Origin of the sequence: Streptomyces tardus (assembly GCF_018101125.2) — a bacterium.
GTDB lineage: Bacteria > Actinomycetota > Actinomycetes > Streptomycetales > Streptomycetaceae > Streptomyces > Streptomyces tardus.
This window is the reverse complement of sequence record NZ_JAELVF020000001.1, coordinates 3,915,708-3,939,453: the sequence shown is the minus strand read 5'-3', so window position 1 is coordinate 3,939,453 and position 23,746 is coordinate 3,915,708. Positions and strand designations below refer to the sequence as shown.

The window sequence follows — 23,746 nt, the reverse complement described above, 5'->3', positions numbered from 1 at the left end:
CCACTGCGAGTCCCGGGCATCGCGGGCTCGTGCCCCGCTGCCGTACGGGCGGGCCGGTGGACTGTTCGTTCCCGGAAGGGACGTTCGCTTCCGTGGGCAGTTGGTTTCCTGCGGGCAGTTGGTTTCCTGCGGGCAGTTCCGGTGGCAGGCATCGGCCTCGCTCCGCGGCCGTACCGCCCGGTCGGCGCGAGCTCGTCCGCCGGAGCGGCCCGTACGAGGACGCGCACCGGGCCGCCGGGCCAACTCCCCGACAGGTACGCGCAGTTGCGCTCAGCTGCCGCTGAGGCCGCTCCCTGCGCCCGGCTCGCCGTGGTCGACGGTCTGCTCCTTCTTCGGCTTGCGCAACGTGAAGTCCTTGCCCCACTCGGCCATCTCCACCACGCCGGCCCCACCGCCGCGCTCCAGGCGCAGCGGGTAGGGCTTGCCGACCAGCGCCACGTCCAGTCTGCCGCCGCCGCCCTCGCCGGCCATCACCTGCACCGTGCGCACGCCGCCGATCTCCTTGCGTTCCCCGACCTCGCGCTCGCCGTCCAGGCTCAACAGCCCCTCCATCAGCACCTTCATATCGGTGAAGGCGCTCAGCTGCTTGTACGAGGGATCCTCGGAGTGGACCCGTACGTACTTGCCCTCCAACTTGCCGGCGGCCTGCTTGTCGGCGGCGCTCTGCTTGCCGCCCTTGCCGTCGTGGGCCCAGAAGTCGGCGTCCGCCTTGAGGTAGAGCGATTCGGCGAGCCGCAGCAGTTCGAAGCGCGGCCCGTCCTTGGCCGAGACCTCGCCGACGCCGCCGTTCTCCTTCAGCCGCATGTCGATCCGGTACGAGCTGCCCTTGCTGACCACCGTGCCCGACAGCCGTACCGCGTCGGCGCCCTCGGCACTCTTGCGGGCCTTGGCCTCGATCTGCTTGGCGGTGAGTTTGCCCACTCCGTTGGTGCCCTCGTCGGGGTCCTGCTCCTCTCCGCAGCCGGACATCGCGCCGGTGAGGAGCACCAGCCCCAGAGCGATCGTCGAGCGGCACACGGCTCGAGAGGGAGGTACTCGCTCGGAGTGTGCGCTCACAGACGTTCGTCCTCCCGGGTCCCACGGTTGACGGAGCAGACGGCACCTTACCTTTCCGCACCCGGGGACCATTCAGTGGAACCCCCGGGGCGCCGTACCATCGACGTATGGCTACCGACACGTACGGGCCCGCGTCCGGCGAATCACTCCCCACCGAGGACTCGGTGCGCGCCGCGCTGGCGACGGTGAACGACCCGGAGATCAACCGGCCCCTGACCGAGCTGGGCATGATCAAATCGGTCGGCATCGCCGCCGGCGGTGCCGTCGCCGTGGAAATCTTCCTCACGGTCTCCGGCTGTCCGATGCGCGAGACCATCACCTCCCGCGTCACCGAGGCCGTCGAACGCGTCGAGGGCGTCACCGCGGTCACCGTCACGCTCGATGTGATGAGCGACGAGCAGCGGCGCGAGCTCGCCGACACCCTGCGCGGCGGAAAGACCGAGCGCGAGGTGCCCTTCGCTCAGCCCAACTCCCTGACGCGGGTGTACTGCGTGGCCTCCGGCAAGGGCGGCGTCGGCAAGTCCTCGGTGACGGTCAACCTCGCCGCGGCGATGGCCGACGACGGCCTCAAGGTCGGCGTTGTGGACGCCGACATCTACGGTCACTCGGTGCCCCGGATGCTCGGCGCCGAAGGCCGCCCGACCCAGGTCGAGGACATGATCATGCCGCCGTCGGCGAACGGCGTGAAGGTCATCTCCATCGGGATGTTCACCCCGGGCAACGCCCCGGTCGTCTGGCGCGGCCCGATGCTGCACCGCGCCCTGCAGCAGTTCCTCGCGGACGTCTACTGGGGCGACCTGGACGTGCTCCTGCTGGACCTTCCCCCCGGCACCGGCGACATCGCCATCTCCGTCGCCCAGTTGATCCCCAACGCGGAGATCCTGGTTGTCACGACCCCGCAGCAGGCCGCGGCCGAGGTTGCCGAGCGAGCCGGCTCCGTCGCCGTGCAGACGCACCAGAAGATCGTCGGCGTCGTGGAGAACATGGCCGGGCTGCCCTGCCCGCACTGCGACGAGATGGTCGACGTGTTCGGCAGCGGCGGCGGGCAGCGGGTCGCGGACGGTCTGACCCAGACCACCGGCGCGCAGGTGCCGCTGCTCGGCTCGGTGCCGATCGACGTACGCCTGCGCGAGGGCGGCGACGACGGGCGTCCGGTCGTGCTGACCGACCCCGACTCCCCGGCCGGTTCCTCGCTGCGCACGATCGCGGGCAAGCTCGGCGGCCGTCAGCGCGGTCTGTCCGGGATGTCGCTGGGGCTGACCCCGAGCAACAAGTTCTGATCCGCCGCGCCCTGCGGGCGGTGGCATGAGTGGGGCGGACCACCGCGCAGTGGTCCGCCCCACTCATGCCCGCAGAGCCGGCGCGGTCGACGCCGGCGCTGCCTGCGCGGTCTGTCTCAACCGCTGTACGCCGTCAGGTCCTTGACCGCGCTGAAACCCAGCCCGTACGCGCTCAGGCCGCGGCCGTAGGCGCCGAGGTGCACGCTGTCGCCGGCCGTACCGGCCAGCACCCAGCCGTAGTCGGACTCGCGGTAGTGGAAGTCCGCGGGCACTCCGTCGACCGGCAGGGACAGCGTGCTCCAACCCTCACCACCGAGGTTGTCGGCGAGGTCCCAGGCGATGTCGGTCTGCTGGTCGAGCCACGCCTGGCGCAGCGCACGCTCCATGTGGGTCGGCCAGGTGCAGGAGAGCAGCCCGGATCCGGCGAGCCAGGCCGCCGATGCCCCGCTGGTCGCGTCCAGCACACCCGTACCGTCCGCGCTGGCCCGCACCGGTCGGGTGGCCACGGTGACGACCACGGCGAACCGCTGCACCGCGGGGTTGGTCTCGAAGCGCAGGGAGGGCTCCTCGCCGTGTCCCATGGCGCCGTGCTCCACGGTGCCGTCGAGGCCGGTACGGACCTGACCCACCCAACGCCGACCGCTGAACGCCTCGTCCAGTCCGTACCAGGGGAACTGCGCCGCCTCCGCCAGCGCGGTCAACTCTCCGGTATCCGCTCTCCGCTGCGGAGCGGACGGACCGCCGGCGCGCCCAGGCGCTGTGGCCCGACTCGTTGTCTCCATCTGCGCGAAGCCTCCTTGTACCCCGTTTGTCATGGTCGTCCTGCCCCCATTCGCCGTCCGCCCGGAGCGTGCCGCTCAACTGCTGCGGCGTGACGCTTCGTTGCACGGACAGGCTTCTGGGACCGACCCCGGACACAGGGAGGATAGCCACCTTCAGGGCGCTCGGCGGGCATGACGGACATCACACCGCTTGCTTCGGCATACCGGCGACAGGGGGCGAAGAGGGCCCTGCCACCCCCGCGGAGCAGCAGAAAGCTCAGGTCGCGTCGGGGTCGAAAACCGGTGGAGCACCGGCGGCGGAGCCATTGACAGGCTTGGAGAGGTCAGGAGACTTTGTGAGGTTGGGAGTCTTGGCAGTCTCGGCCGCCTGCTCGCTCTCCGGCTTGCGCAGCAGCTCCGGCGGACCGTCCGAAACCCCGCCGTTCTTGTAGATGTTGACGGCGTCGCTGACCTCGTTCAGCTCTTTGCGCAGGTCCAGGCTCTCCCGCAGCTCCTTGATGCCCAGGTCGTCGTTCTCCATCAGATGCTTCTGCGCGAACCGCTTGGGGTGCAGGTCCTGGAACTCGAAGTCCTTGAACTCCGGACCCATTTCCTTGCGGATGTCGTCCCGCGCGGTGTCCGAGAAGCTACGCACCTTGCGGATGAAGCCCACGATGTCCTGAATGAGCTTGGGTAGCTTCTCGGGTCCGAAGAGCAGCATGCCCAGGATGATGAGCACCACCACTTCCATCGCCCCGATGTCGAAGATCACGGTGCCACTCCCTCAGCAGTTCCCTGCCTCCGGCCTGCGGAGGTCCACGGCGCCACGGTACCCGGCACAGGTGTGCGAGCGGGAGGGAGCGGGTCGAGTTCGGCCTCGGTGCGGTCGGCCGTCACTCGCTGCTCCCCGAACCGAGCGTCACCTTCACGCTGCGCTCCTTGCCGCCGCGCTCCACTGTCAACTCCAGCTCGTCCCCGGGCTTGTGGCTGCGGATCTTGACGATCAGCTCCTCGCCGCTGCGCACCCGGGCGCTGTCCACCGCGGTGATGAGATCCCCCTCCTTCATCCCCGCGTCGTCGGCCGGCCCACCGGGCACCACTCCGGGCTGGTCGCCCTCGCCGCCACCGACCCGGGCGCCCTCCTCGGACTGATCGGCGATGTCGACGCTGACGCCGATCACCGGATGGGTCGCCCTGCCGTCGTTGATCAGCTCCTCGGCCACGCGCTTGGCCTGGTTGACCGGGATCGCGAAGCCGAGACCGACCGAACCACCGCCCTGCTCGTCCGCGCCGCCTCTACCGCCCTCACCGCTGCGAATGGCGGTGTTGACCCCGACCACCCGGCCCCTGGTGTCGACCAGCGGGCCGCCGGAGTTGCCCGGGTTGATGGGCGCGTCGGTCTGGAGCGCGTTGACGTAGCTGATGTCCGTGCCGTCGCCCCGGCCACCGGCAGTGACAGGACGCTCCTTGGCGCTGATGATGCCCGTGGTGACCGTGCCGGCCAGGTCGAACGGGGACCCGATCGCCACCACCGGATCGCCCACCTGCACGGCCTCGGAGTTGCCCAGCGGAAGGGGGCGCAGCCCGTCGACCCTGTCGACCTTCACCACTGCCAGGTCGTAGCCGCCGTCGCCGCCGATGAGCCGGCCGCGGACCGTCTCGCCGCCGTTGAAGGTCACTCCGATACGGCCACCCTGAGCGGCGGAACGCACCACGTGGTGGTTGGTGAGGATGTGGCCCTTGTCGTCGAGGACGAAGCCGGTGCCCGTCGACTGTCCCGAACCACCGCGGACGTGAAGGGTGACCACGCCCGGCAGCGTGGCGGCGGCAATACCGGCGACGCTGTCCTTGGGCCGGTCGCCGCCCTCGCCGGCCGGCTGTGAGAGCGAGACACGACCGAAACCGCCGTTGCGCTCGACGTACATGCCGACCGCACCGCCGACCGCACCTGCCAGCAGGGCGACCAGCAGCGCGCCGACGAGCAGCGTGCGACCACGGGGGCCGGGCGGGGGCACCGAGACGCCGTGTGCGGGGGTCGTCTGCGCCCTGGGGTGCTGTACGGGCGGGGCAAGCGCCCACGGGCCGGGGCCGCCGTAAGGGGGCGTGCCGTACGGGTCTTCGGGGTGCAGCGGGGTGGCTGCCGGGGCGCGGCTCTGCCCGGCACCGGGCCCCTGCGACGGCACTTCCGCCGACTCTGCGGGGCCTCCCGCCGCGTCGTGCGCCGACACCTCACCGGTCGCTCCGACGATCGCGTCGTCGGAACCGGCGTCGCGACGCGGCCTGTTCCACCATTTCGGCCTCGGCTCGGAGCCGCTCGACTCATCCATGCTTTTCCCACACCTCACGCGTTCACCCGGGAGCCCTCCCGGGCACTGCCACTGACGAATTGAACCAGGCGCGCGAGGCCCCGCGCAGGCAACCGTCCGCCCCTGGACAACTCGGCGCCCGGCTGCGGAGGTCAGGGATAGGAGGCCGGCGGAGCGCCCGATCGGTCGGCGAGCGGACCGGGCGGCTGCGGGCCGGCCGGAGAACCGTTTGCGCTGGGCATCGCGTACGGTCTCGCTCCCGATCGCCCGCTGGGGGCGTCGGCGGCGGTCACCGGCACACCGCGCTGTGCGGCGGCCAGGGCCAGTGGAGGTGAGAGAAGCGGCAGGGACGCCCGACCCGCGGCCAGCGGCCCGAGGCCCGGCGCATAGATCTCCTGTACGCGGGAGCCCGTGGCCCACCCGGCCCGCTCCCTGAGCGCGCTCAGCGGGCTGCTGTGCGTGGTGGGCTGTGCGTACGGGCCCGCTGCCCGCTCGGTCACGCCCGACTCGCCCCGCCGCTCGCCGCGCTCGACGCCGGCCGCGGGAACCCGCGCGGGGGCGGCCGTCGTCGGGCTGCCCGCAGTGCTCTGCCCGGAACTGACCACGCCGCCCAGGGCGACCGCCGCGAGCGAAACGGCGCCTGCCGCGGCGAAGGCGAACCGGCGGCCCCGCGCCGTCCGCTCCATCTCCGAGGGGCGGTGGGTGCGGAAACCGCGGGGGGAATCGAGGACCCCACCGCCGGAGAGCGGGCTGTGGTGGCCGGCGTCGGGGGTGAGGGGGTAGTGAATGCTCAGCCCGCCCGAGGCGCCGGGCCCGAAGTAGTCGACCGGCCCTTCCCGGCCCGCGCCCGGAAGGCCCTGGAGCCTGGCCAGCAGCCCGTCCGACAGGGGCGGCGGTGCACTGCCCGCGCAGACGCTCTTGACCCTGCGCTGTGCGTCGGCCTCGGCCTTGCAGTCGGGGCAGGTCACCAGATGGGCGAGCACGCGTTCACGGGGCTCGTCCGACAACTCGCCGTCGATCAGCGCCGCGAGCCGGTCTCCGAGGTGCAGCTCCACCGGTGTCGGCTCAGCTGGACCGCTCACCGTGCACCACCTTCCGCCAGGGGCGCGTCGACGGCTCCGACAGGCACCGGCTGCTCGACCACCGGAAGTTCGGCCCTGCGGGCGGGCGAGCGGTGCTTGAGCGACTTGCGCAGCTGGGACCTGCCCCGGTGGATACGGCTGCGCACGGTGCCGAGCTTGACCCCGAGAGTCGTGGCGATCTCCTCGTACGAGAGTCCCTCGATGTCGCAGAGCACCACCGCGGCGCGGAACTCCGGGGCGAGGGTGTCCAGCGCGTGCTGGACGTCCGCGTCGAAGTGCGTGTCGTTGAAGTGCTGTTGGGGGGAGGGCTCGCGGCTGGGGAGGCGCTCGGCGGCGTCGTCGGCCAGCGCGTCGAAGCGGATCCGCTGCTTGCGGCGGACCATGTCGAGGAAAAGGTTGGTGGTGATCCGGTGCAGCCAGCCCTCGAAGGTGCCGGGCGTGTAGGTCGACAGGGACCGGAAGACCCGGACGAAGACCTCCTGCGTGAGATCCTCGGCGTCGTGCTGGTTTCCGGTGAGGCGGTAGGCCAGGCGGTACACCCGTGCGCTGTGCGTGCTGACGATCTCCTCCCACGAGGGAGGCGTCCACGTCTGACTCTCCGCGTCTTCGGCGAACACCGCTGTCGCGGGCGCCTTGGTGGACGCGGAAGTAGTGGCGGGACTGCGGTCAGCGTTGTCGGTCACAGATGTTGGCTTGCCGGAACACCAGCGGGGAAGCCGAAGCGCCCGCCGATCACCGGCCGAAGCCGCACCTCCCCTGTCGGCTCTGGTGGTGTCCAGTGGAGCACTCACCTTAGCCATCTGCCCCGTTAGCTCCGGATAAGCATTTTCGGACGGCTTGTGCACCGGCCTCCTGTGCCCCAGTCCCATTCACGGACCCCCGTCACAACTGGCGCGTGCGCCACGCCTCGGTCACCTGATGGTTTCAACGCGCGATCCCGTCTCCAGGTTCCCGGGGCCAGCGGATACAGTCACGTTGACGCACGTAGACCACGCAGACCTGGTCCACGGGGACAGGAGACGGACCATTACCGGCAACCGGCAGACGAGTTGGGCGTTCGCCGAAGCGTACGGCGTCGACCACGTCGACACTGCCGCGGACGCCGCACTCAGCTGGGCGCACAGCCGGGCACGCGAGGCGGGACTCCGACCGGTCTCGGACGGTACGGGCTCGGCACTGCGGCTCCTCGCGGCGGCCACCGATGCCAAGGCCGTGGTGGAGATCGGCACCGGCACCGGCGTCTCCGGCATCCATCTGCTGCACGGCATGCGTCCCGACGGCGTGCTCACCACCGTGGACGTCGAGCCCGAACGCCAGCAGTTCGCCCGCCAGGCCTTCCGCGCCGCCGGTTTCGCCGGCAACCGGGCCCGGCTGATCGCGGGGCACTCGCTGGACGTGCTCCCCCGCCTCGCCGACGGCGCGTACGACCTGGTCTTCTGCGACGCCGACCTCCAGGAGACGCTGGAGTACCTCGCCGAGTCGCTGCGCCTGCTGCGCGCGGGCGGCCTGGTCTGCTTCGAAGGGGTCTTCGCGGACGGCCGCACGGTCGACTCCGCGGCCCAGACGGCGGACGTGCTCAGAGTCCGCGAGCTGCTGCGCACGGTACGGGACAGCGAAGAGCTCCTGCCGACGCTGCTGCCGGTGGGCGACGGGCTGCTCTGCGCGATCAAGCGCACCCGCTGACGACCTCGCGACAGCGCGCCGTCCGGTCCGTCGGCCCACCTCCGACACCCGCACGCAGGTGGTCATCCACCGCACGCGCCCACCCCGCGCGCGGTCGCCCTCCGCACCCGCACCCGCACCCGCTCGAAGTGCGCCCGCCCGCGCGGGACGACGACGAGAGCCCCCGGTACGGCGTCAACCGTCCCGGGGGCTCTCGTGGAAATCACCACAAGGTGCGTCGACCGACCGCTAGCCGGTGACCTTCTTCAGTTCCTCACCCAGTGCGACCGCTTCATCCGGGGTCAGCTCGACGACGAGTCGTCCACCGCCTTCGAGCGGAACGCGCATGATGATGCCCCGCCCCTCTTTGGTCACCTCTAGCGGACCATCGCCCGTCCGCGGCTTCATGGCCGCCATGCTCGTTCCCCTTCCTGAAACCAGCTCGAACCAGCTCGTCGCAGGTGACAACCCAGATGTCACCGGCATCGAACACATCGCTTCACCATCATTATCCCGCATCGCAGGACCCGTTGACCAACATCGGCAGGCATCTTCTGTGCAACGCGCCCAGTCAAAACGGCATATACCGCTGCGACGACCGTCATACTCCGCCACCGGCGTGCCTCCGGTAGACACAGGTCACACCGCGCGTCGCCGTCGGACGGCCTGTTCGCGCCCGTTGATCTCCGCCATGCTGGGTCCATGGCCGACACCGTTGCGCACGACACGACCGACGGCCTCGCGACGATCACCCTCGACCGTCCCGAGGCAATGAACGCCCTCAACCGCGAGACCAAAGAGGCGCTGCGGGACGCGCTGGAGGAGGCCGCCGCCGACACCTCCGTGCGCGCCGTGCTGCTCACCGGCACCGGGCGCGCCTTCTGCGTCGGCCAGGACCTCAAGGAGCACATCGAGGCGCTGCGGGAGCACGGGGGCGAGGCGCTCACCACGGTCACCGACCACTACAACCCGATCACCCGGGCGATCGCCACCATGCCCAAGCCGGTGCTGGCCGCGGTCAACGGTGTCGCCGCGGGGGCCGGGGCCGGATTCGCCTTCGCCGCCGACTACCGGATCGCCGCCGACACCGCAGCCTTCAACACCTCCTTCGCGGGAATCGCACTGACCGCGGACTCGGGCATGTCGTGGACACTCCCCCGCCTGATCGGGCCCGCCCGAGCCGCGGATCTGCTGCTCTTCCCGCGCTCCGTGAAAGCGGACGAGGCACTGGAGCTGGGCCTGGTGCAGCGCGTGGTGACCGCCGACGAGCTGCCGGGCACGGCGCTGGAGCTCGCCCGCAGGCTGGCGGAGGGACCGACCGCCTCGTACGCGGCGCTGAAGGAGTCACTCGCGTTCGGCGCCGAGCACACACTCGCGGAGACTCTGGAGAAGGAGGCGGAGCTGCAGGTGCGCGCCGGCTCCTCCGAGGACCACCACATCGCGGTGGAGGCGTTCGTGAAGAAGGAGAAGCCGCGCTTCCTGGGGCGCTGAGCCCCCGCTCGGCGTACGGCCCCCAGCCGTCGGGGCAGCGGCCGGTCGGGGTGTCCCGCCGGGGCGCGCCGGTCCTACGGCCGGGGGCTGCGGAAGGCGCACCCGGCCAGGTGGTCGTTGACCAGACCGCACGCCTGCATCGCCGCGTACGCCGTCGTCGGCCCGACGAACCGCAGCCCGCGGCGCTTCAGCTCCTTGGCCAGGGCGGTCGAGGCGGCGGTGCTGGCCGGTACGTCGTCGAGCGCGGCCGGCGCGGCGCCGGCCGGCGGCGCGAACGACCAGATGAGCGCGTCGAGTTCGCCCTGCTGCCAGCCCGCGAGCACTTGTGCGTTGGAGAGCGTGGCGTCGATCTTGGCGCGGTTGCGGATGATGCCGGCGTCCTGGAGCAGCCGCTCCCGGTCGGTGTCGGTGAACCCGGCGACCACCGCGATGTCGAACCCCGCGAAGGCCGTACGGAAACCCGCCCTGCGCCGCAGGATCGTCAGCCAGGAGAGTCCGGACTGGAACGCCTCCAGCGACAGCCGCTCGAAGAGCGCGCCGTCCCCGTGGACAGGCCGGCCCCACTCCTGGTCGTGGTAGGTGCTGTAGTCCTCGGGGCCAGCGCCCCAGGGGCAGCGCGGCAGTCCGTCGGCGCCTGCGACGGCGCCGCCGTGCACGCTCACCGGTTCTCCGCCCCACCGCTGCGGGGAGCCGCACCGGGCCCCTCACCGGCGGCACTGACATCATCGTCCCGTACGTCCCGAATCGCCCACGGGCCGTTCGGGGGCTCCGCGTCGTGAACGCCGTGCTCGTCCGTCCCGGCGTCGAGATCCGTACCGGGCCGACGCCGGCTCTCGGTGGTGCTGGGGGACAGGTGCTGCGGTCCCGACTCCGCGTCGGGCGGCGGGACTTCACCGGTGCCGCGCGGTTCGTCCGGGAGTTCGCCGCCCACCGCGCCCGCCTGGGCTCCGGCGAGCGCCGCCTCCAGCTCGGCGATCCGCGCGTCCCTCTCGGAGAGCTCCGCGCCGAGCCGGTCCAGGGCGTCGTCGACCTCCTCCATGCGGTATCCGCGCAGGGCCAGCGGCAGCCGCAGCGTGTCGATGTCCGTGCGCGCGACCGGGCGGTCGGGCGGCAGGTCGCCTGCGAGCCGCTCCGGTACGGGGTCGGCGAGGCCGCCGACCACGCGGTCCCCGCCTCTGCCGACACCGCTGCCGCTCACCGCGAGTGTGACCGCGCCGATCACCAGGAGCAGTCCCAAGAGCAGAAACCAGAACACGACCGTCGCTCCCCGTCGTACCGTCCGCCGCACATCCACGGCTCCCCCGATCCTGCCATGCGCGCGGCGACCGGGGACGTCCCCGTGGCGACCGGCACGGAAGGCACCACCGGTCCGGCCCGCGCCCGGCGCACCCGAACGCGGTTGTCAGCGGCCGGGGTTAGGGTCACGACGAAACGCTTCACTCCGCTCCCCCACTCAGGAAGGACGCCTCATGCTGCGGCTGGGACAGCGGGAGTTCGGTGCACACGAGCCCGTGATCATGGCGATCGTGAACCGCACCCCCGACTCCTTCTACGATCGGGGCGCCACCTTCCGCGACGAGCCGGCGTTGGACCGTGTCGAGCAGGCGGTCTCCGAGGGTGCCGCGATCGTGGACATCGGCGGAGTGAAGGCAGGGCCGGGCGATGAGGTCACCGCCGAGGAGGAGATCCGCCGTACGGTCGGTTTCGTCGCCGAGGTGCGCAGGCGGTACCCCGACGTGGTGATCAGCGTGGACACCTGGCGGCACGAAGTGGGCGAGGCCGTCTGCGAGGTGGGCGCTGACCTGCTCAACGACGCCTGGGGCGGCGTCGATCCGCGACTCGCGGAGGTGGCGGCGAGGTACGACGCGGGGCTGGTGTGCACCCACGCCGGCGGGGCCGAGCCCCGTACCCGACCCCATCGGGTGACGTACCGGGATGTGATGGCGGACATTCTGCGCGTGACGACCGGGCTCGCGGACCGCGCCGCAGCGCTCGGCGTGAGACGGGACGCGATCATGATCGACCCCGGCCACGACTTCGGGAAGAACACGCGCCACTCGTTGGAGGCGACCCGCAGGCTGGAGGAGATGACCGCCACCGGCTGGCCGGTGCTGGTCTCGCTCTCCAACAAGGACTTCGTCGGCGAGACCCTCGACCGGCCGGTCAAGGAGCGGCTGATCGGCACGCTGGCGACGACGGCGGTCTCCGCCTGGCTGGGCGCCCGGGTCTACCGGGTCCACGAAGTCGCCGAGACACGGCAGGTGTTGGAAATGGTGGCATCGATCGCCGGTCACCGCCCGCCGGCCGTGGCGCGACGCGGACTCGCCTAGCGCCGGGCCGGTCGGCGGGGCGGTCGCGACCGGGAGCGTTTCGCGGGGGCGGACGGGCCGGTGTCCGGCCGGCGGCGCGGGCCGACGGCCGGGACCGGACCGGTCTACGTCGTCAGCAGGGAGACTGCCTCGTCGACGTCGTCGGTGAGCTCCAGCAGGTCCAGATCGCCCGGGGCGATCTTGCCCTCCTTGGCGACGGTGTTCCGGAGCCAGCCGAGCAGACCCTCCCAGTACTCCGTGCCGTAGAGCACGATCGGGAAGCGGGTGACCTTGCGGGTCTGCACCAGCGTCAGCGCCTCGAACAGCTCGTCCAGAGTGCCGAGCCCGCCGGGCAGGACGACGAAGCCCTGCGAGTACTTGACGAAGCAGGTCTTCCGCACGAAGAAGTAGCGGAAGTTCACCCCGAGATCGACGTAGCTGTTCAGACCCTGCTCGAAGGGCAGCTCGATACCCAGGCCCACCGAGACGCCGCCGGCCTCGGAGGCACCGCGGTTCGCCGCCTCCATCGCACCCGGCCCGCCACCGGTGAGGACCGCGTAGCCGGCCTCCGCCAGGGCCCGGCCGAGCGCCACCCCGGCCGTGTACTCCGGCGTGCCCTCGCGGGTCCGCGCGGAGCCGAACACGCTGATGGCGGGCCCCACTTCGGCCAGCGCTCCGAAGCCGTCGACGAACTCGGACTGGATGCGCATGACCCGCCAGGGGTCCTGGTGGACAAAGTCGGACGGCCCGCTCGAATCCAGCAGCCGCTGGTCGGCGGTGCCCGGCTGCATCTGCCCCCTGCGGCGTACGACCGGACCCAACCGCTGCTCCTTGAGCTCCCGCTCGTCTGCGCTGCTCATCTCGCGCTCCCTCCGCCTCGATCTTCGGCCAAGGGTACGCAGCGCCGGCCGACCCGAGGGACAATTCCCCGGGTACGGAACCTGTACGGGGCACCCCGGCACCCCGTACGCCTCAGTCGGTGAGCCAGCTCCGCAGCCGCTCCTCGCAGTGCAGGATCTTCGCCGTGTCGACTCGCTCGTCGACGCGGTGCGCCAGACTCGGCTCGCCCGGGCCGTAGTTGACCGCCGGCACCCCGAGAGCGCTGAAGCGCGAGACGTCCGTCCAGCCGAACTTGGGCTGCGGCGTACCGCCGACGGCCGCCATGAACGCCGCCGCGGCGGGGTGGCCGAGACCCGGCAGCGCTGCCCCGCTGTGGTCGTCGACCACCAGCTCCTTCACACCGCAGTCCGCGAACACCTCCCGCACGTGGGCGAGCGCCTGCTCCTCGCCGAGGTCGGGCGCGTACCGGTAGTTGACCGTGACGACGCACTCGTCGGGGATGACGTTCCCGGCGACGCCACCGCCGATGCGGACCGCGTTCAGGCCCTCGCGGTACTCCAGTCCGTCGATCACCACGCGGCGCGGCTCGTATGCGGCGAGGCGGTTGAGAATGGGCGCGGCGGCGTGCACGGCGTTCTCCCCCATCCAGCTCCGGGCGGAGTGGGCCCGCTGCCCGACGGTGCGCAGAAGCACCCGCAGCGTGCCCTGGCAGCCGCCCTCCACCTCGCCGCTGGACGGCTCCAGCAGGACCGCGAAGTCGCCCGCCATCCAGTCGGGCAGGTCGCGGGCGATGTGGCCGAGCCCGTTGCGGTGGGCCTCGACCTCCTCGTTGTCGTAGAAGACGAAGGTCAGGTCGCGGTTGGGCTCGGTGACGGTGGCGGCGATCCGCAGCTGTACGGCGACGCCGGACTTCATGTCGGAGGTCCCGCAGCCCCAGAGGGTGCCGTCCTCGTCAAGGCGGGAGGGCACGTTGCCGGCGATCGGCACGGTGTCGATGTGGCCGGCCAGCACCACCCGCTCAGGATGACCCAGCCGCGTCCTGGCCAGGACGTTGTTGCCGTGCCTGAGGATTTCCAGGTGGTCCAGCTGCCGCAGTGCGGTCTCGATGGCGTCGGCGAGAGCTTTCTCCTCGCCGCTGACCGAGGGGAAATCGACGAGCTGCGCGGTGAGGAGGGCCGCGTCCTGGTGCAGATCAAGCGTCTTCGGGGCCATGGGCAGGACCCTACCGGTGCCCCTATAGGCTGGTGGGATGGCCGAGCAGCGGGGACGTTTGGGCAGGTGGGCGCGGATCGTGGGCGCCTGTGTGGTGCTGTTCGCGCTCGGCGGGTACCTCCTGGTGCTGCAGAAGAGCAGCGAGGAGGGGCCCTTCCGCTGCGTCGTCGAGGGCGGCGAGAAGCAGGAACCCTGGGAGCTGGAGCCCCAGATGATCCGCAACGCCGCGACCATCGAGGCGGTGGCCGCCGCCCGCGGCCTGCCCGACCGGGCGGTGACGATAGCCCTGGCGACCGCGATGCAGGAGTCGATGCTGCGCAACATCGACTACGGCGACAAGGACTCGGTCGGCCTCTTCCAGCAGCGCCCGACGCAGGGTTGGGGGACCGTCGAGCAGATCATGGACCCGGTGTACTCGGCGGAGATCTTCTACGCACGGTTGGTGGAGATCCCCGACTACTCCGAGCTGGAGCTCACCGACGCGGCCCAGCGGGTGCAGCGCAGCGCGTTCCCGCTGGCGTACGCCAAGCACGAGCCGCGCGCCGCTCTGCTGACGGCGGCGCTCAGCGGACGGGCGGAGGCCGGGATCAACTGCTCGGGCAAGCGCGAGGGCGAGCCGGTCGTCGGTGACGCGGCAAAGGTCCGTGCCAAGCTGGAGCGGGAGCACGGCAAGGGCCTGATCGCCCCGTCCCCCGGCGGCAGCGGCGGCGGGAAGAACGGCGCGGGTCGGAACGGCGGCCAGAACGGCGACGCCGAGCGCGGAGCGACGCTGCGCATCCAGGTGCCGCGCGACGATGCCAAGGGCGGCTCCGGCGGTACTGCCGAAACCACCCGTCGGGGCTGGCAGTTGGCACACTGGTCGCTGGCGAACGCCTCCCACCTCGGGGTCGCACGCATCGCCCACGACGGCTATGTCTGGGACGCCGCCACCGCGGGAAGCGGTTGGCAGCGGGATGAGCGCGCCGACGGGGACGTACGGCTGACGCTGACCCGGTAGGCCGTGGCCGGACCGCCCTCGCCGGCCGCAGGGCCACGGGCCGCACGGTCGCGCACCGACGGCTCGGGGGCCGGGAGCGCGGAGAGCACTGGGTGCGGAGAGTTCACGGAGCGAGAGTTCACGGGCCGTGTGTCGACTGCGGTTCGCCCGCTGTGGGTTCGGGGCGGGACGCGGCGCGTCTCCCGGACCGCGACGCGGTGCCCAGAGGCGACGACGCGGCGGCACCACCAGCGTCAACCTCGCTCCGAATATCTCACCCCATCGAGCAACTCCGATCCGTTCGCTCCGACTTTCACCCACCGGCGCCGCGGTCGTCGCCGGAGCGGGGGCGGGCGTCGCGCACGAACGCTTCCCACCCAGTCACCGCAGGCTCCGGCCTTGTCGCGAAGGCGAGTCGACCGGTCGCGGTACGCCTCTCGAGCCCCGTTCTCCTGCCCATATGATGCGACGCATTACCAATCCTTTACCGAGTCGGGCCGCAACTTCCGGGGCCGCGCGGGCGATAGGCACTGCGTCTGACCGGGCGCTGCCCGGAAGCCCGAACGCCACTCCGTCAAAGGAGCAACATGTCCTTCACCCGCCGGATCGCCAAGAGCGCACTGCTGACGGCTGCGGGCGCCGCGTCCGTCGTCGGTGCCGCCGCAGGCTCCGCCCAGGCCGTCGACCTGCCGAAGACGCCGGACCTCGGTGGCGTCAGCAACCTGGACGGCGCGGCCCAGGGCGTCACGGATCTGGCCGGCGAGACCGGTGCCGACCTGGTCAACACCACCCTGCCCGCCGAGGCCGGCGCCCCCGTCGACAGCCTCACCAGGTCCGGTGCGCCCGCGGTGGAGGCGACCGACGTGCTCGACACCACGGTCAGCACCGTCACCGAAGGCATCGGCACCCGCGGCCTGGACAGCACCCCGGCCGCCGCGCTCGACAGCCTCCCGCTGAGCAACGCCTCCATCGGCGGGCTGCCGGTACAGGGCCTGCCCCTCGGCTGACGCGGAGTCCGCCGGCACCGCCCGGCTCCGCCCGAACGCGGTGTGTGCGAGCCGCCGAACCACCAGCGCGGGCCCGGAGACCTCCGGGCCCGCGCTGTCGTCGTGTCAGCTCTCCAGCCGTCGTACGGCCTCCGCGACGCGCTCGTCGGTCGCGGTGAAGGCGACCCGCACGAAACGCTCGCCCGCCGGTCCGTAGAAGTCGCCGGGTGCGACCAGGATGCCCCGCTCAGCGAGCGCGCCCACCGTGTCCCAGCAGGGCTCGTCCCGGGTGGCCCACAGATAGAGCGACGCCTCGCTGTGCTCGGTCGCCAGACCGCAACGGGACAGCGCCCCGCGCAGCCCCTCGCGCCTGGCGGCGTACCGGGCACGCTGCTGCGCGACATGGTCGTCGTCGCCGAGCGCCGCGATCATCGCGGCCTGCACCGGCGCGGGCGTCATCATTCCGCCGTGCTTGCGCACCAGGAGCAGCTCCTCGAGCACCTCCGCGTCACCGGCGGCGAAGGCGGCGCGGTAGCCGGCCAGGTTGGAGCGCTTGGAGAGCGAGTGCACGGAGACCAGGCCCTCGAAGCTGCCGCCGCACACCTCGGGGTGGAGCACCGAGACCGGTTCGGCCTCCCAGCCGAGTTCCAGATAGCACTCGTCGCTGAAGACCAGGACCCCGTGCTGACGGGCCCATTCGACGATCTCCCGCAGCTCCCGGAGCGAGAGCACCCTGCCGGTCGGATTGGACGGGGAGTTCAGCCACAGCAGCTTCAGCCCGGTCGGATCGAGCTCCGTCGGCGAGTCGTAGACGACCGGTTCGGCGCCCGCGAGTCGCGCGCCCACCTCGTACGTCGGATATGCCAGCCGCGGGTACGCGACCCGGTCGCCCGGACCGAGCCCGAGCTGCACCGGCAGCCAGGCGACCAGCTCCTTGGAACCGACCACCGGCAGTACGTTTCGATGGCCCACCCCCACGGCGCCCAGCCGTCGTTCGCACCAGCCGGCGACGGCGTCGCGCAGCTCGGACGTCCCCCACACCGTGGGGTAGCCGGGCCGGTCGGTGGCGTCGGCCATCGCCCGCTGGACCAGCTGCGGCACCGGATCGACGGGCGTACCGACCGAGAGGTCCACTATGCCGCCGGGATGCGCCGCGGCCGTCGCCTTGTAGGGCTCCAGGCGGTCCCAGGGAAAGACCGGCAGACGGGACGAGACTGATGGCACGCGCTGACTCACTTTCTCCACGCTCAACTCTTCACGGCACAGCTCCGCACAGCGGGCACGGCGACCGTTGGCGACCGCTGCGGCGGCCCGGAACCGGAAACACCGCGGTCCCGTACGAGGGGCGTTCGTACGGGACCGCGGTCGGCTTGCGGACCGCTCGGGTCGCGGCCGGCCGTACGGCCGTGCCACGCCGTGGGCTTCTACTCGTCGTGCTCCTGCGGCGGAAGCGCAGCGATGACGGGGTGATCACGGTCGATCAGCCCCAGCTTGCTGGCGCCGCCCGGGGAACCGAGCTCGTCGAAGAACTCGACGTTCGCCTTGTAGAAGTCCTGCCACTCCTCGGGGGTGTCGTCCTCGTAGAAGATGGCTTCAACCGGGCAGACCGGCTCACAGGCCCCGCAGTCGACGCATTCGTCCGGGTGGATGTACAAGGACCTCTTGCCCTCGTAGATGCAGTCGACGGGGCACTCCTCGATGCACGCCTTGTCCTTCAGGTCGACACAAGGCTGCGCGATGACGTAGGTCACGCTGTCGTTCCTCCTAGGTAGGGCTCATCTCGCGCGGGAGCGCGGCGTCGTCGATGCCCACCCCTAGTATCGCCGCTCCTGGTAGAGAGACGAACAAGAGGGTCGAGGAGAAGAGCGGAGTTCACCGTGAGCGGACGACTGGAAGTGCGGATCGAAGCCGATGACGTGGGAAAACGCGTGTCAGTGCGGAGCTTGACCCGCGCGGGACCCGCTTCGGAAACCTTCACGGACACCGTCGGGGTGCTCACATCGTGGACAGCCGGCGTGTTGTGGATCACGCGCAGGGACGGCCGGCAGGTGTCGCTGGCGGAGGGCGACCTGGTCGCCGGCAAGGTCGTACCGCGCACTCCGGCCGGGCGGCGGGGGCTCCCGGCGGCGGGCACCGCCGAGCTCGCCAGAGTCGCGGCCCGCGGCTGGCCGCCGGTGGAGCAGGAGGACCTCGGCGGGTGGCGGCTGAGGGCGGCCGACGGATTCACCCGCCGGGCCAACTCCGTTCTGCCGTTGGGCGATCCGGGAGTGCCGACGTCGCAGGCGCTGGCGTACGTGCAGGACTGGTACGAAGCCCGCGGGCTGCGGCCGTACGTGCAGACCAGCACCGGGGGCGACGGTGACGGCGAGCGGCTCGGTGCCGAGCTGACCGCACACGGCTGGGACATCGACGTCAGCGCCGAGCTGTGGATCGCCGGTCTGGCCCGGGTCGCCGACACCGCGGCCGAGCAGTCCGAGGCGGCCTCCGGAAAGGGCCCCGCCGACCCGGGCGAGGTGCAACTGAGCCGCACCCTTCCGCCGGGCTGGCTGACCCGGTACCAGCGGGTGACCACCCGGGGCCCGGCGATGACCGCGGTGCTGGAGGGCGGCCCCTCGGTGTGGCTGGCGAGTCTGCCGGGTGCCGGAGGCGAGGCGCCCGCGGCGATCGGCAGGATGGTGGTCGACGGACGCTGGGCCGGGTTCAACGCGGTGGAGACCGACCCCGCTCGCCGTCGCCGCGGACTGGCCACAACGATCATGTCGGCGCTCTCCCGGCAGGCGTTGGAGGAGGGCGCCTCGGCTGCCTATCTTCAGGTGGAGACGGACAATGAGGGTGCGCGGCAGATGTACGAGCGGCTGGGCTTCGCCCGGCACCACAGCTACCACCACTGGCGTCCCGGCCCGCGGTGACCGGCGAGCACCGGTGACCGGAGAGATGGACGCGACGGCGTACGGCAGCGGGGCGTACGGGGAGCGGAGTTCGGCGGTCCGTACGGGCGGCGCGCACCACCCTGCGGTACGCGTACGGCCGGGCCCGCGGCGACTCGGACCGCCGGGGTACGGACATCGGGTCCCGCACAGCAGGGATCCGCACAGCAGGGATTGCAGCAGCCGGGGAGTCGAGGAGAGCAGCATGAGCGAGCCGGACGGCGACGGGCCGGGCGAACCCCGCGAATGGTTCGCCGAAGCAGCACGCGCCGAGAAACCCGATCTGGCCCTGCTCTGCCTGCTGTTGGGCGCGGTGGTCGGTGCCTGCCCGGACGCCGCGGACCCCGCGAAGACCGAACGGACCGTCGACGAGGGGCAGGTGGAGCTCGACCGGCTGAGCGGCCTGCTCCCGTACGCGCGCGGACGCACCCCCGAACAGTGGGCGCGCACCCTGGCCGAAGTCCTCGGCGAGGACTGCGGGTTCGGCGGTGCGGCCGGGGACTACGCACACCTGGAGTCCTCGCTGCTGGACGCGGTGCTGCGGCGGGGGCGCGGTCTGCCGATTCTGCTCTCCGTCGTCTGGCTGGAGGTCGCGCGCAGAGCCGGAGCGCCGGTGCGCGGTGTGGCGCTGCCCGGGCACTACGTCGTCGGGTTCGGCGGTCGACAGGGCGAGTTGGTGCTCGCCGACCCGTTCGCGGGCGGACGTCTGCTGCCCGAGACCGAGGCCCGACTGCTGGTGAGCGGCACTACGGGTCGTCCGCTGTCGCGGGCCATGATGGAGGCCGCCGGACCGCTGGAGACAGTGCTCCGGGTGCTGAACAACATCCGCGAATGGGCGGCCCGCCGCCCCGAGCGCACCGATGTTCGGCTCACCGCCCTGGACCTGTCACTGCTGCTCCCCCACCATCCGCTGCGGCTGCGCCACGAGCGCGCGAGAGTGCTCGTCGAGCGCGGCGAGTTCACCGCGGGCGCCAAGGAGTTGGAGGAGTACGCGGAGCTGATCGCCGCCGCCGAGCCGCAGGCGGCGGACGCCGTGCACCGTGAAGCACGGATCGCCCGCGCCCGGCTCAACTGAGCCGCCGAGGCGGGGCCTCGGGGCCGCGCCGCCAAGAGGCGGCGGGGCCGATCGAACCCGCCGCTCGTAAAGACGGAAGGGGCCCGGACACCGAAGTGCCCGGGCCCCTCTCGCCGTTGTCAGCTCCCGCTTCGGGCGCCCTCCACCTCGGCGACCCGCTTGCCGGGCTCGGCCGGGGCCTTCTGCATCAGGGCCTTGGTGACGGCGGCCCTGGCGTGCTCGGCGGTCATCGGCACCGGTCCGGTGCCGGCATCCACCACGATCCCCTCGAAGGCGCCGCCGTACTTCTGGGCCAACGCCTTGGCGTCCACGTGCGGTTGAAGGCTCGTGCCGCCGGCTCGCAGCGTGAAGAAGTCGCTGATGGACTTCTCGCTGAAGGGCACCTCGACGCCGCCTGCCTTCAGCCACACCCAGCCGGACATCGCGGGCTCGCCGTACTGCTTGACGGCGCGCTGCATCTCCTGCTCGGTGATCTTCGGCTGCTGCTTGCTGACGGGCAGGGTGACGGGCTCGTCCTTCCCGCCCGCCGCACGCTCCTTGTACGCGGCTTCGAGCGCGGCGGCGGACTTCTCGGAGTCGATCGCCATCGCTGCCCGGCCGGGCACCGGTACCGCCTCGCCGTTCTCGAACCTCACCATGCCCTCGGCGGACTTGCCCGAACCGCCGAGCCCTTCGAGGGCCGCGTTCAGCTTGTCCTCGTCGACGGTGTAGGTCGGCTCGACGTCCTGGCTGGTCCCGAGCAGCGAGCCGATGACCGAGATCGGGTTGTAGTCCCGGCCGGTGACGCCCCGCACTGTGGCGTCGGTGTCGATGCCGAGTCCGGCGACGCTCGGCTTGAGGGTCTGCTCCCCGCCCTCGACGGTGATCCTGAGGTCGGCAGTGTCGCGGTCCCCCAGCGCGGAGTTGAGCTTGTCGACCGCCTCCTCGCGGGTGGAGCCGCCGATGTCCACGCCGAGCACCGTGGTGCCGTTGGGCACATCGGAGTGGTTGAGGAGCAGTCCGGCTCCGTAGGCGATGGCGAAGACGGCAGCACCGGCGACGCCCAGCAGCACCAGCACGGAGCGGCCCTTGCGCTTGGCCGGCTTCGGGTCGCTGAAGGCGAACGGCTCGGCCTCGGCCTCGGAGGGCTCGGTCCTCGGGCCGGCCACCGGCTCGGGGCCCTCGGGCCCCGCGGGCGCTCCGGAGGAGGAGAACCCCGCGAACGGGTCGCCCGCCTGCGGCTGTTCACCGGTCCGGTCGTCGTGGGTGGCCACCGGGGGCTTCATCATCTCGGTGATGCCCGGCGGCGGGGTGGGCCCGGGCCGAGTCGGCGGCTCCGCGCCCTGCGCCTGCTGGAACTGCGGCGGCAGCAGCGGCATGTCGCCGCCGGCCGGGCCGCTGGTGGGGCCGGTCGGCGGTGACTGCCGCGAACTTCCCGCGGAGTGCGGCGGGCCACCGTCGAACGCGGACATGCCGTCGAACGCGGAGGGCTCGCCAGCGGGCCCCGCACGTCCGTAGGCGGGTGTGCCCGCGTGCGGGGTGTCCGTACGGAGCGGGACGACCGGCGTGCCGTCGGGAGGAGTCCCGGTGGGGCCCTGGTCGTCGACGGGCGCGCCCATCGGCTGCTTGCGCGGAGCGAACCAGTCGCTGCCGCTTCTGGAGCCCTCCGCGGGGTTCGGCGACTGCGCGGCGGGCTGCTGCCCGGTTCTGGACTGCGCCTGTTCGTCCACGTCCGCGGAGTCGGATGCCTCCGCGGGGTCCACCGTCTTGCGTACCACGACCGGCGGAATCGGCCTGGAGCCCGGGATGTTGATGCGAATCCGGGTCGTCAGCGTCGTCTCGGTCTTGGGTTCGTCCGGCTCGTTTCCCTTCGGAAACGAACTGTCAGTTTCACGGCTCAAGGCAGGTTCTCCCGGTTGGATCTGCCGCACTCGTCGTCTCGCTGGAATTGCCAGTACGGCGCGCCGGCGGGGCCCACCTTACTGGGGGCGTCCGGCGGGGTCTCCAGGAAGGCCGAATCGTGACCGGGTGGAGGGAAGGAGGGTGGCGCAGATCACGACCGCGATGATGCCTCCGTAGAGGAAGAGAGCAGCCGTCAGATCCGTGGCGAGGAAGTCCCCTTCGCCCGTCGTCCAGAACGTCATCGGCAGGACGACCAGCGCCCAGCCGAGTCCGGGGGCGAGCGCACCCGGGCGTCCGCCGGCCAGGTCGGCTCCTGCCACGCACACGCCGACGAGGGCGGCGAGCGCGAGGAGCAGGCCGCCGGGGAACCAGCCCGCGTGCACCAGCAGGCCGGTCGCGCCGACCAGCACCCCCAGCAGCACGAGCAGGACGAGGCCGGCGACGCGCAGGAAGCGGGCACTGGCGGTGGGCACAGTCGCGCCCGGGGCGGAACTCACAGCTCGACTCCCGCGAACAGGTCGGTCAGCGACTCGCGCGCCGGCCGGTCGCCGACCGCGGATCGGTAGCACTCGGTCGTCTGGATCGGCTGCCCCAGCCAGTTGGAGAGCGTGAACCACTCGCCCCTGACCAGGACCTGGGTGACGTGTGCGGCCATCGCCGCCGTCTTGGCGCTCCGCTCGCGCGCGTCGCCCTCGATCCGGACCGCGACCGACTCCTCGTCGACCACGCCCGGTACGTCCTGCTCGGTCACGGCGGCCTCGAACGGATTGTCCGCGAGCGCGACAGACGTCAGCGCGCTGCGGGGTACGCAGTTCCACCAGACCCGGGCGACCCGGTGCGGCTGCCCGAGCTCGGGCCCGAACGTCTCGTCCGCGGCCAACTCGACCGCCCGGGTGGCGACCCGGTGCGCCTGAATGTGGTCCGGGTGGCCGTAGCCGCCCTGCGGGTCGTAGGTGATCAGAACCTGGGGCCGGGTCTCACGGATCGTCTCGGCCAGCAGGGCCGCGGCCTCGTCCAGCGGCGCCTGCCAGAAGGCGTCGGGCCGGTCGTTCTGCGGGGCTCCGCTCATGCCGGAGTCGCGGTAGCGCCCAGGGCCGCCGAGAAAGCGGTGGTCGGTGACGCCCAGCTCCCGCATCGCAGCGGCCAACTCGCCCACGCGGTAGGGGCCGAGCGTGTCCTCGCGGTCGGGTGCGAGCCGGGCGAGGTCGGAGGGGATCACCTCGCCCTCCTCCCCGCGCGTACAGGTGACGAGGGTGACGGCGGCGCCCTCGGCGGCGTACCGGGCCATCGTCACACCGTTGCAGATCGACTCGTCGTCCGGATGTGCGTGGACGAGCAGCAGGCGACGGCGGGGGTGCTCACTCATGGGGCCGAGCCTACGCGGCTCGGCCCTGGGTGTTTTGCTCACCACCGACCGTCCTGACGGCGATCGGTGGCGGTGACGAGCGTCAGAACTTCAGGTTGCTCACCATATTGGCCACACTCGTGGTCAGATCGCTGATGGTCGGGGCGATGGACGAGCTGGCGAGGTAGAAGCCGAAGAGCACACAGACCACGGCGTGCATGGCCTTCAGTCCTGACTTCTTGATCAACAGGAAGACGATGATCGCCAGCAGCACCACCGCCGAAATCGAGAGTGCCACGGCGGCTCACCTCCAAGGACGTACGGTCGCTAAGGGCAGGGCGTATGCCGTCGGGATACCAGGGACTACATACCCACGGTCCGACGGTGCGCAACTGATCATAACTTTCGGTGAGTCAGCACGCGCTGGAGCATTGGAGCAGACGGGGCGCATGTCTCTGTCTTCCGTCGAGCCGGTTCCGGTCAACCGCGCGATACCCCGGGCGGGGGTCTGACGAAACCTCAGCCGAAGTCCGGACGACCACTGCCGGCCGTGAGCG

Annotated in this window: 25 protein-coding genes; 8 read left to right on the top strand and 17 right to left on the bottom strand. The window is 71.7% G+C overall.

Annotation, left to right across the window (positions count from 1 at the left end; genetic code table 11):
• Positions 1-270: 270 nt before the first annotated feature.
• Complete coding sequence (locus JGS22_RS16855; RefSeq protein ID WP_236074039.1) at positions 271-969, bottom strand: hypothetical protein; 699 nt, start codon at positions 967-969, stop codon at positions 271-273.
• A gap of 194 nt (positions 970-1,163) precedes the next feature.
• On the opposite strand from JGS22_RS16855, the gene JGS22_RS16850 reads away from it, so the two are divergent.
• Entirely contained in the window at positions 1,164-2,336 is a 1,173-nt protein-coding gene (locus tag JGS22_RS16850) for an Mrp/NBP35 family ATP-binding protein (RefSeq protein ID WP_211039478.1), read from the top strand.
• Positions 2,337-2,452: 116 nt separating this feature from the next.
• Here the strand turns inward: JGS22_RS16850 and JGS22_RS16845 are convergent, their stop codons facing one another.
• The 5 genes from JGS22_RS16845 to sigE form a co-directional block, all read right to left on the bottom strand.
• Positions 2,453-3,118: a hypothetical protein gene (locus JGS22_RS16845; RefSeq protein ID WP_372454269.1), complete on the bottom strand. Its 666-nt coding sequence runs from the start codon at positions 3,116-3,118 to the stop codon at positions 2,453-2,455.
• A gap of 256 nt (positions 3,119-3,374) precedes the next feature.
• On the bottom strand, positions 3,375-3,869 hold the full coding sequence (locus JGS22_RS16840) for a sec-independent translocase (RefSeq protein ID WP_211039479.1): 495 nt from the start codon (positions 3,867-3,869) through the stop codon (positions 3,375-3,377).
• Positions 3,870-3,990: 121 nt separating this feature from the next.
• Complete coding sequence (locus JGS22_RS16835; protein ID WP_216815020.1) at positions 3,991-5,424, bottom strand: S1C family serine protease; 1,434 nt, start codon at positions 5,422-5,424, stop codon at positions 3,991-3,993.
• A gap of 131 nt (positions 5,425-5,555) precedes the next feature.
• Complete coding sequence (locus JGS22_RS16830; protein ID WP_211042559.1) at positions 5,556-6,485, bottom strand: zf-HC2 domain-containing protein; 930 nt, start codon at positions 6,483-6,485, stop codon at positions 5,556-5,558.
• Positions 6,482-7,168 carry an RNA polymerase sigma factor SigE gene (sigE, locus tag JGS22_RS16825; protein WP_308405711.1) on the bottom strand — a complete coding sequence of 229 codons (687 nt, stop codon included), beginning with the start codon at positions 7,166-7,168 and terminating at the stop codon, positions 6,482-6,484. Before sigE ends, JGS22_RS16830 begins: the two co-directional genes overlap by 4 nt.
• 316 nt (positions 7,169-7,484) lie before the next feature.
• On the opposite strand from sigE, the gene JGS22_RS16820 reads away from it, so the two are divergent.
• Entirely contained in the window at positions 7,485-8,168 is a 684-nt protein-coding gene (locus tag JGS22_RS16820; protein WP_236074036.1) for an O-methyltransferase, read from the top strand.
• A gap of 228 nt (positions 8,169-8,396) precedes the next feature.
• On the opposite strand, the gene JGS22_RS16815 is transcribed toward JGS22_RS16820, so the two are convergent.
• Positions 8,397-8,564 carry a DUF3117 domain-containing protein gene (locus JGS22_RS16815; protein WP_181354972.1) on the bottom strand — a complete coding sequence of 56 codons (168 nt, stop codon included), beginning with the start codon at positions 8,562-8,564 and terminating at the stop codon, positions 8,397-8,399.
• Between the two features lie 285 nt (positions 8,565-8,849).
• Here JGS22_RS16815 and JGS22_RS16810 point away from each other — a divergent pair, with 285 nt between their 5' ends.
• Positions 8,850-9,638, top strand: a complete 789-nt coding sequence (locus tag JGS22_RS16810) for an enoyl-CoA hydratase/isomerase family protein (protein ID WP_211042562.1) — start codon at positions 8,850-8,852, stop codon at positions 9,636-9,638.
• 74 nt (positions 9,639-9,712) lie between these two features.
• Here the strand turns inward: JGS22_RS16810 and JGS22_RS16805 are convergent, their stop codons facing one another.
• Both JGS22_RS16805 and JGS22_RS27425 read right to left on the bottom strand, forming a co-directional pair.
• Positions 9,713-10,294, bottom strand: a complete 582-nt coding sequence (locus tag JGS22_RS16805) for a DNA-3-methyladenine glycosylase I (RefSeq protein WP_211042566.1) — start codon at positions 10,292-10,294, stop codon at positions 9,713-9,715.
• Between the two features lie 2 nt (positions 10,295-10,296).
• Positions 10,297-10,893 carry a DivIVA domain-containing protein gene (locus JGS22_RS27425; RefSeq protein ID WP_211042563.1) on the bottom strand — a complete coding sequence of 199 codons (597 nt, stop codon included), beginning with the start codon at positions 10,891-10,893 and terminating at the stop codon, positions 10,297-10,299.
• Between the two features lie 214 nt (positions 10,894-11,107).
• Between JGS22_RS27425 and folP the strand changes: the two genes are divergently transcribed.
• On the top strand, positions 11,108-11,968 hold the full coding sequence (gene folP / locus JGS22_RS16795; RefSeq protein ID WP_211042564.1) for a dihydropteroate synthase: 861 nt from the start codon (positions 11,108-11,110) through the stop codon (positions 11,966-11,968).
• A 104-nt stretch (positions 11,969-12,072) separates the two neighbouring features.
• Here the strand turns inward: folP and JGS22_RS16790 are convergent, their stop codons facing one another.
• Positions 12,073-12,807, bottom strand: a complete 735-nt coding sequence (locus JGS22_RS16790; protein WP_211042565.1) for an LOG family protein — start codon at positions 12,805-12,807, stop codon at positions 12,073-12,075.
• A gap of 112 nt (positions 12,808-12,919) precedes the next feature.
• A complete protein-coding gene (gene dapE, locus JGS22_RS16785) occupies positions 12,920-13,999 on the bottom strand; it encodes a succinyl-diaminopimelate desuccinylase (RefSeq protein ID WP_211042069.1) in 1,080 nt (359 codons plus the stop codon).
• A 37-nt stretch (positions 14,000-14,036) separates the two neighbouring features.
• On the opposite strand from dapE, the gene JGS22_RS16780 reads away from it, so the two are divergent.
• Entirely contained in the window at positions 14,037-14,996 is a 960-nt protein-coding gene (locus JGS22_RS16780; RefSeq protein WP_211042068.1) for a hypothetical protein, read from the top strand.
• A 566-nt stretch (positions 14,997-15,562) separates the two neighbouring features.
• On the top strand, positions 15,563-15,982 hold the full coding sequence (locus JGS22_RS16775) for an ATP-binding protein (RefSeq protein WP_211042067.1): 420 nt from the start codon (positions 15,563-15,565) through the stop codon (positions 15,980-15,982).
• A 105-nt stretch (positions 15,983-16,087) separates the two neighbouring features.
• Here the strand turns inward: JGS22_RS16775 and dapC are convergent, their stop codons facing one another.
• Together dapC and fdxA are read right to left on the bottom strand one after the other, a co-directional pair.
• Positions 16,088-17,185, bottom strand: coding sequence for a succinyldiaminopimelate transaminase (dapC, locus tag JGS22_RS16770; protein WP_211042066.1), 1,098 nt, complete (start codon positions 17,183-17,185; stop codon positions 16,088-16,090).
• A gap of 200 nt (positions 17,186-17,385) precedes the next feature.
• Positions 17,386-17,712 carry a ferredoxin gene (gene fdxA / locus JGS22_RS16765; RefSeq protein WP_211042065.1) on the bottom strand — a complete coding sequence of 109 codons (327 nt, stop codon included), beginning with the start codon at positions 17,710-17,712 and terminating at the stop codon, positions 17,386-17,388.
• Positions 17,713-17,790: 78 nt separating this feature from the next.
• Between fdxA and JGS22_RS16760 the strand changes: the two genes are divergently transcribed.
• Entirely contained in the window at positions 17,791-18,870 is a 1,080-nt protein-coding gene (locus JGS22_RS16760; RefSeq protein ID WP_211042070.1) for a GNAT family N-acetyltransferase, read from the top strand.
• 223 nt (positions 18,871-19,093) lie between these two features.
• Positions 19,094-19,963 (top strand): transglutaminase-like domain-containing protein, encoded by an 870-nt coding sequence (locus JGS22_RS16755; protein WP_211042064.1) that lies wholly within the window; start codon positions 19,094-19,096, stop codon positions 19,961-19,963.
• Positions 19,964-20,082: 119 nt separating this feature from the next.
• Here the strand turns inward: JGS22_RS16755 and JGS22_RS16750 are convergent, their stop codons facing one another.
• The 4 genes from JGS22_RS16750 to JGS22_RS16735 form a co-directional block, all read right to left on the bottom strand.
• Positions 20,083-21,843: a hypothetical protein gene (locus JGS22_RS16750; protein ID WP_211042063.1), complete on the bottom strand. Its 1,761-nt coding sequence runs from the start codon at positions 21,841-21,843 to the stop codon at positions 20,083-20,085.
• Positions 21,844-21,921: 78 nt separating this feature from the next.
• Positions 21,922-22,341: a DUF6113 family protein gene (locus JGS22_RS16745; protein ID WP_211042062.1), complete on the bottom strand. Its 420-nt coding sequence runs from the start codon at positions 22,339-22,341 to the stop codon at positions 21,922-21,924.
• On the bottom strand, positions 22,338-23,210 hold the full coding sequence (mshB, locus tag JGS22_RS16740) for an N-acetyl-1-D-myo-inositol-2-amino-2-deoxy-alpha-D-glucopyranoside deacetylase (RefSeq protein ID WP_211042061.1): 873 nt from the start codon (positions 23,208-23,210) through the stop codon (positions 22,338-22,340). Before mshB ends, JGS22_RS16745 begins: the two co-directional genes overlap by 4 nt.
• An 82-nt stretch (positions 23,211-23,292) precedes the next feature.
• A complete protein-coding gene (locus JGS22_RS16735; protein WP_211042060.1) occupies positions 23,293-23,487 on the bottom strand; it encodes a hypothetical protein in 195 nt (64 codons plus the stop codon).
• Positions 23,488-23,746: the final 259 nt, after the last annotated feature.

Coding starts and splice junctions, on each gene's coding strand:
- JGS22_RS16855 (WP_236074039.1), bottom strand. CDS start 969: ATGTCCGGCTGCGGAGAGGAGCAGGACCCCGACGAGGGCACCAACGGA.
- JGS22_RS16850 (WP_211039478.1), top strand. CDS start 1,164: ATGGCTACCGACACGTACGGGCCCGCGTCCGGCGAATCACTCCCCACC.
- JGS22_RS16845 (WP_372454269.1), bottom strand. CDS start 3,118: ATGGAGACAACGAGTCGGGCCACAGCGCCTGGGCGCGCCGGCGGTCCG.
- JGS22_RS16835 (WP_216815020.1), bottom strand. CDS start 5,424: ATGGATGAGTCGAGCGGCTCCGAGCCGAGGCCGAAATGGTGGAACAGG.
- JGS22_RS16815 (WP_181354972.1), bottom strand. CDS start 8,564: ATGGCGGCCATGAAGCCGCGGACGGGCGATGGTCCGCTAGAGGTGACC.
- JGS22_RS16810 (WP_211042562.1), top strand. CDS start 8,850: ATGGCCGACACCGTTGCGCACGACACGACCGACGGCCTCGCGACGATC.
- folP (WP_211042564.1), top strand. CDS start 11,108: ATGCTGCGGCTGGGACAGCGGGAGTTCGGTGCACACGAGCCCGTGATC.
- JGS22_RS16790 (WP_211042565.1), bottom strand. CDS start 12,807: ATGAGCAGCGCAGACGAGCGGGAGCTCAAGGAGCAGCGGTTGGGTCCG.
- dapE (WP_211042069.1), bottom strand. CDS start 13,999: ATGGCCCCGAAGACGCTTGATCTGCACCAGGACGCGGCCCTCCTCACC.
- JGS22_RS16780 (WP_211042068.1), top strand. CDS start 14,037: ATGGCCGAGCAGCGGGGACGTTTGGGCAGGTGGGCGCGGATCGTGGGC.
- JGS22_RS16775 (WP_211042067.1), top strand. CDS start 15,563: ATGTCCTTCACCCGCCGGATCGCCAAGAGCGCACTGCTGACGGCTGCG.
- JGS22_RS16755 (WP_211042064.1), top strand. CDS start 19,094: ATGAGCGAGCCGGACGGCGACGGGCCGGGCGAACCCCGCGAATGGTTC.
- mshB (WP_211042061.1), bottom strand. CDS start 23,210: ATGAGTGAGCACCCCCGCCGTCGCCTGCTGCTCGTCCACGCACATCCG.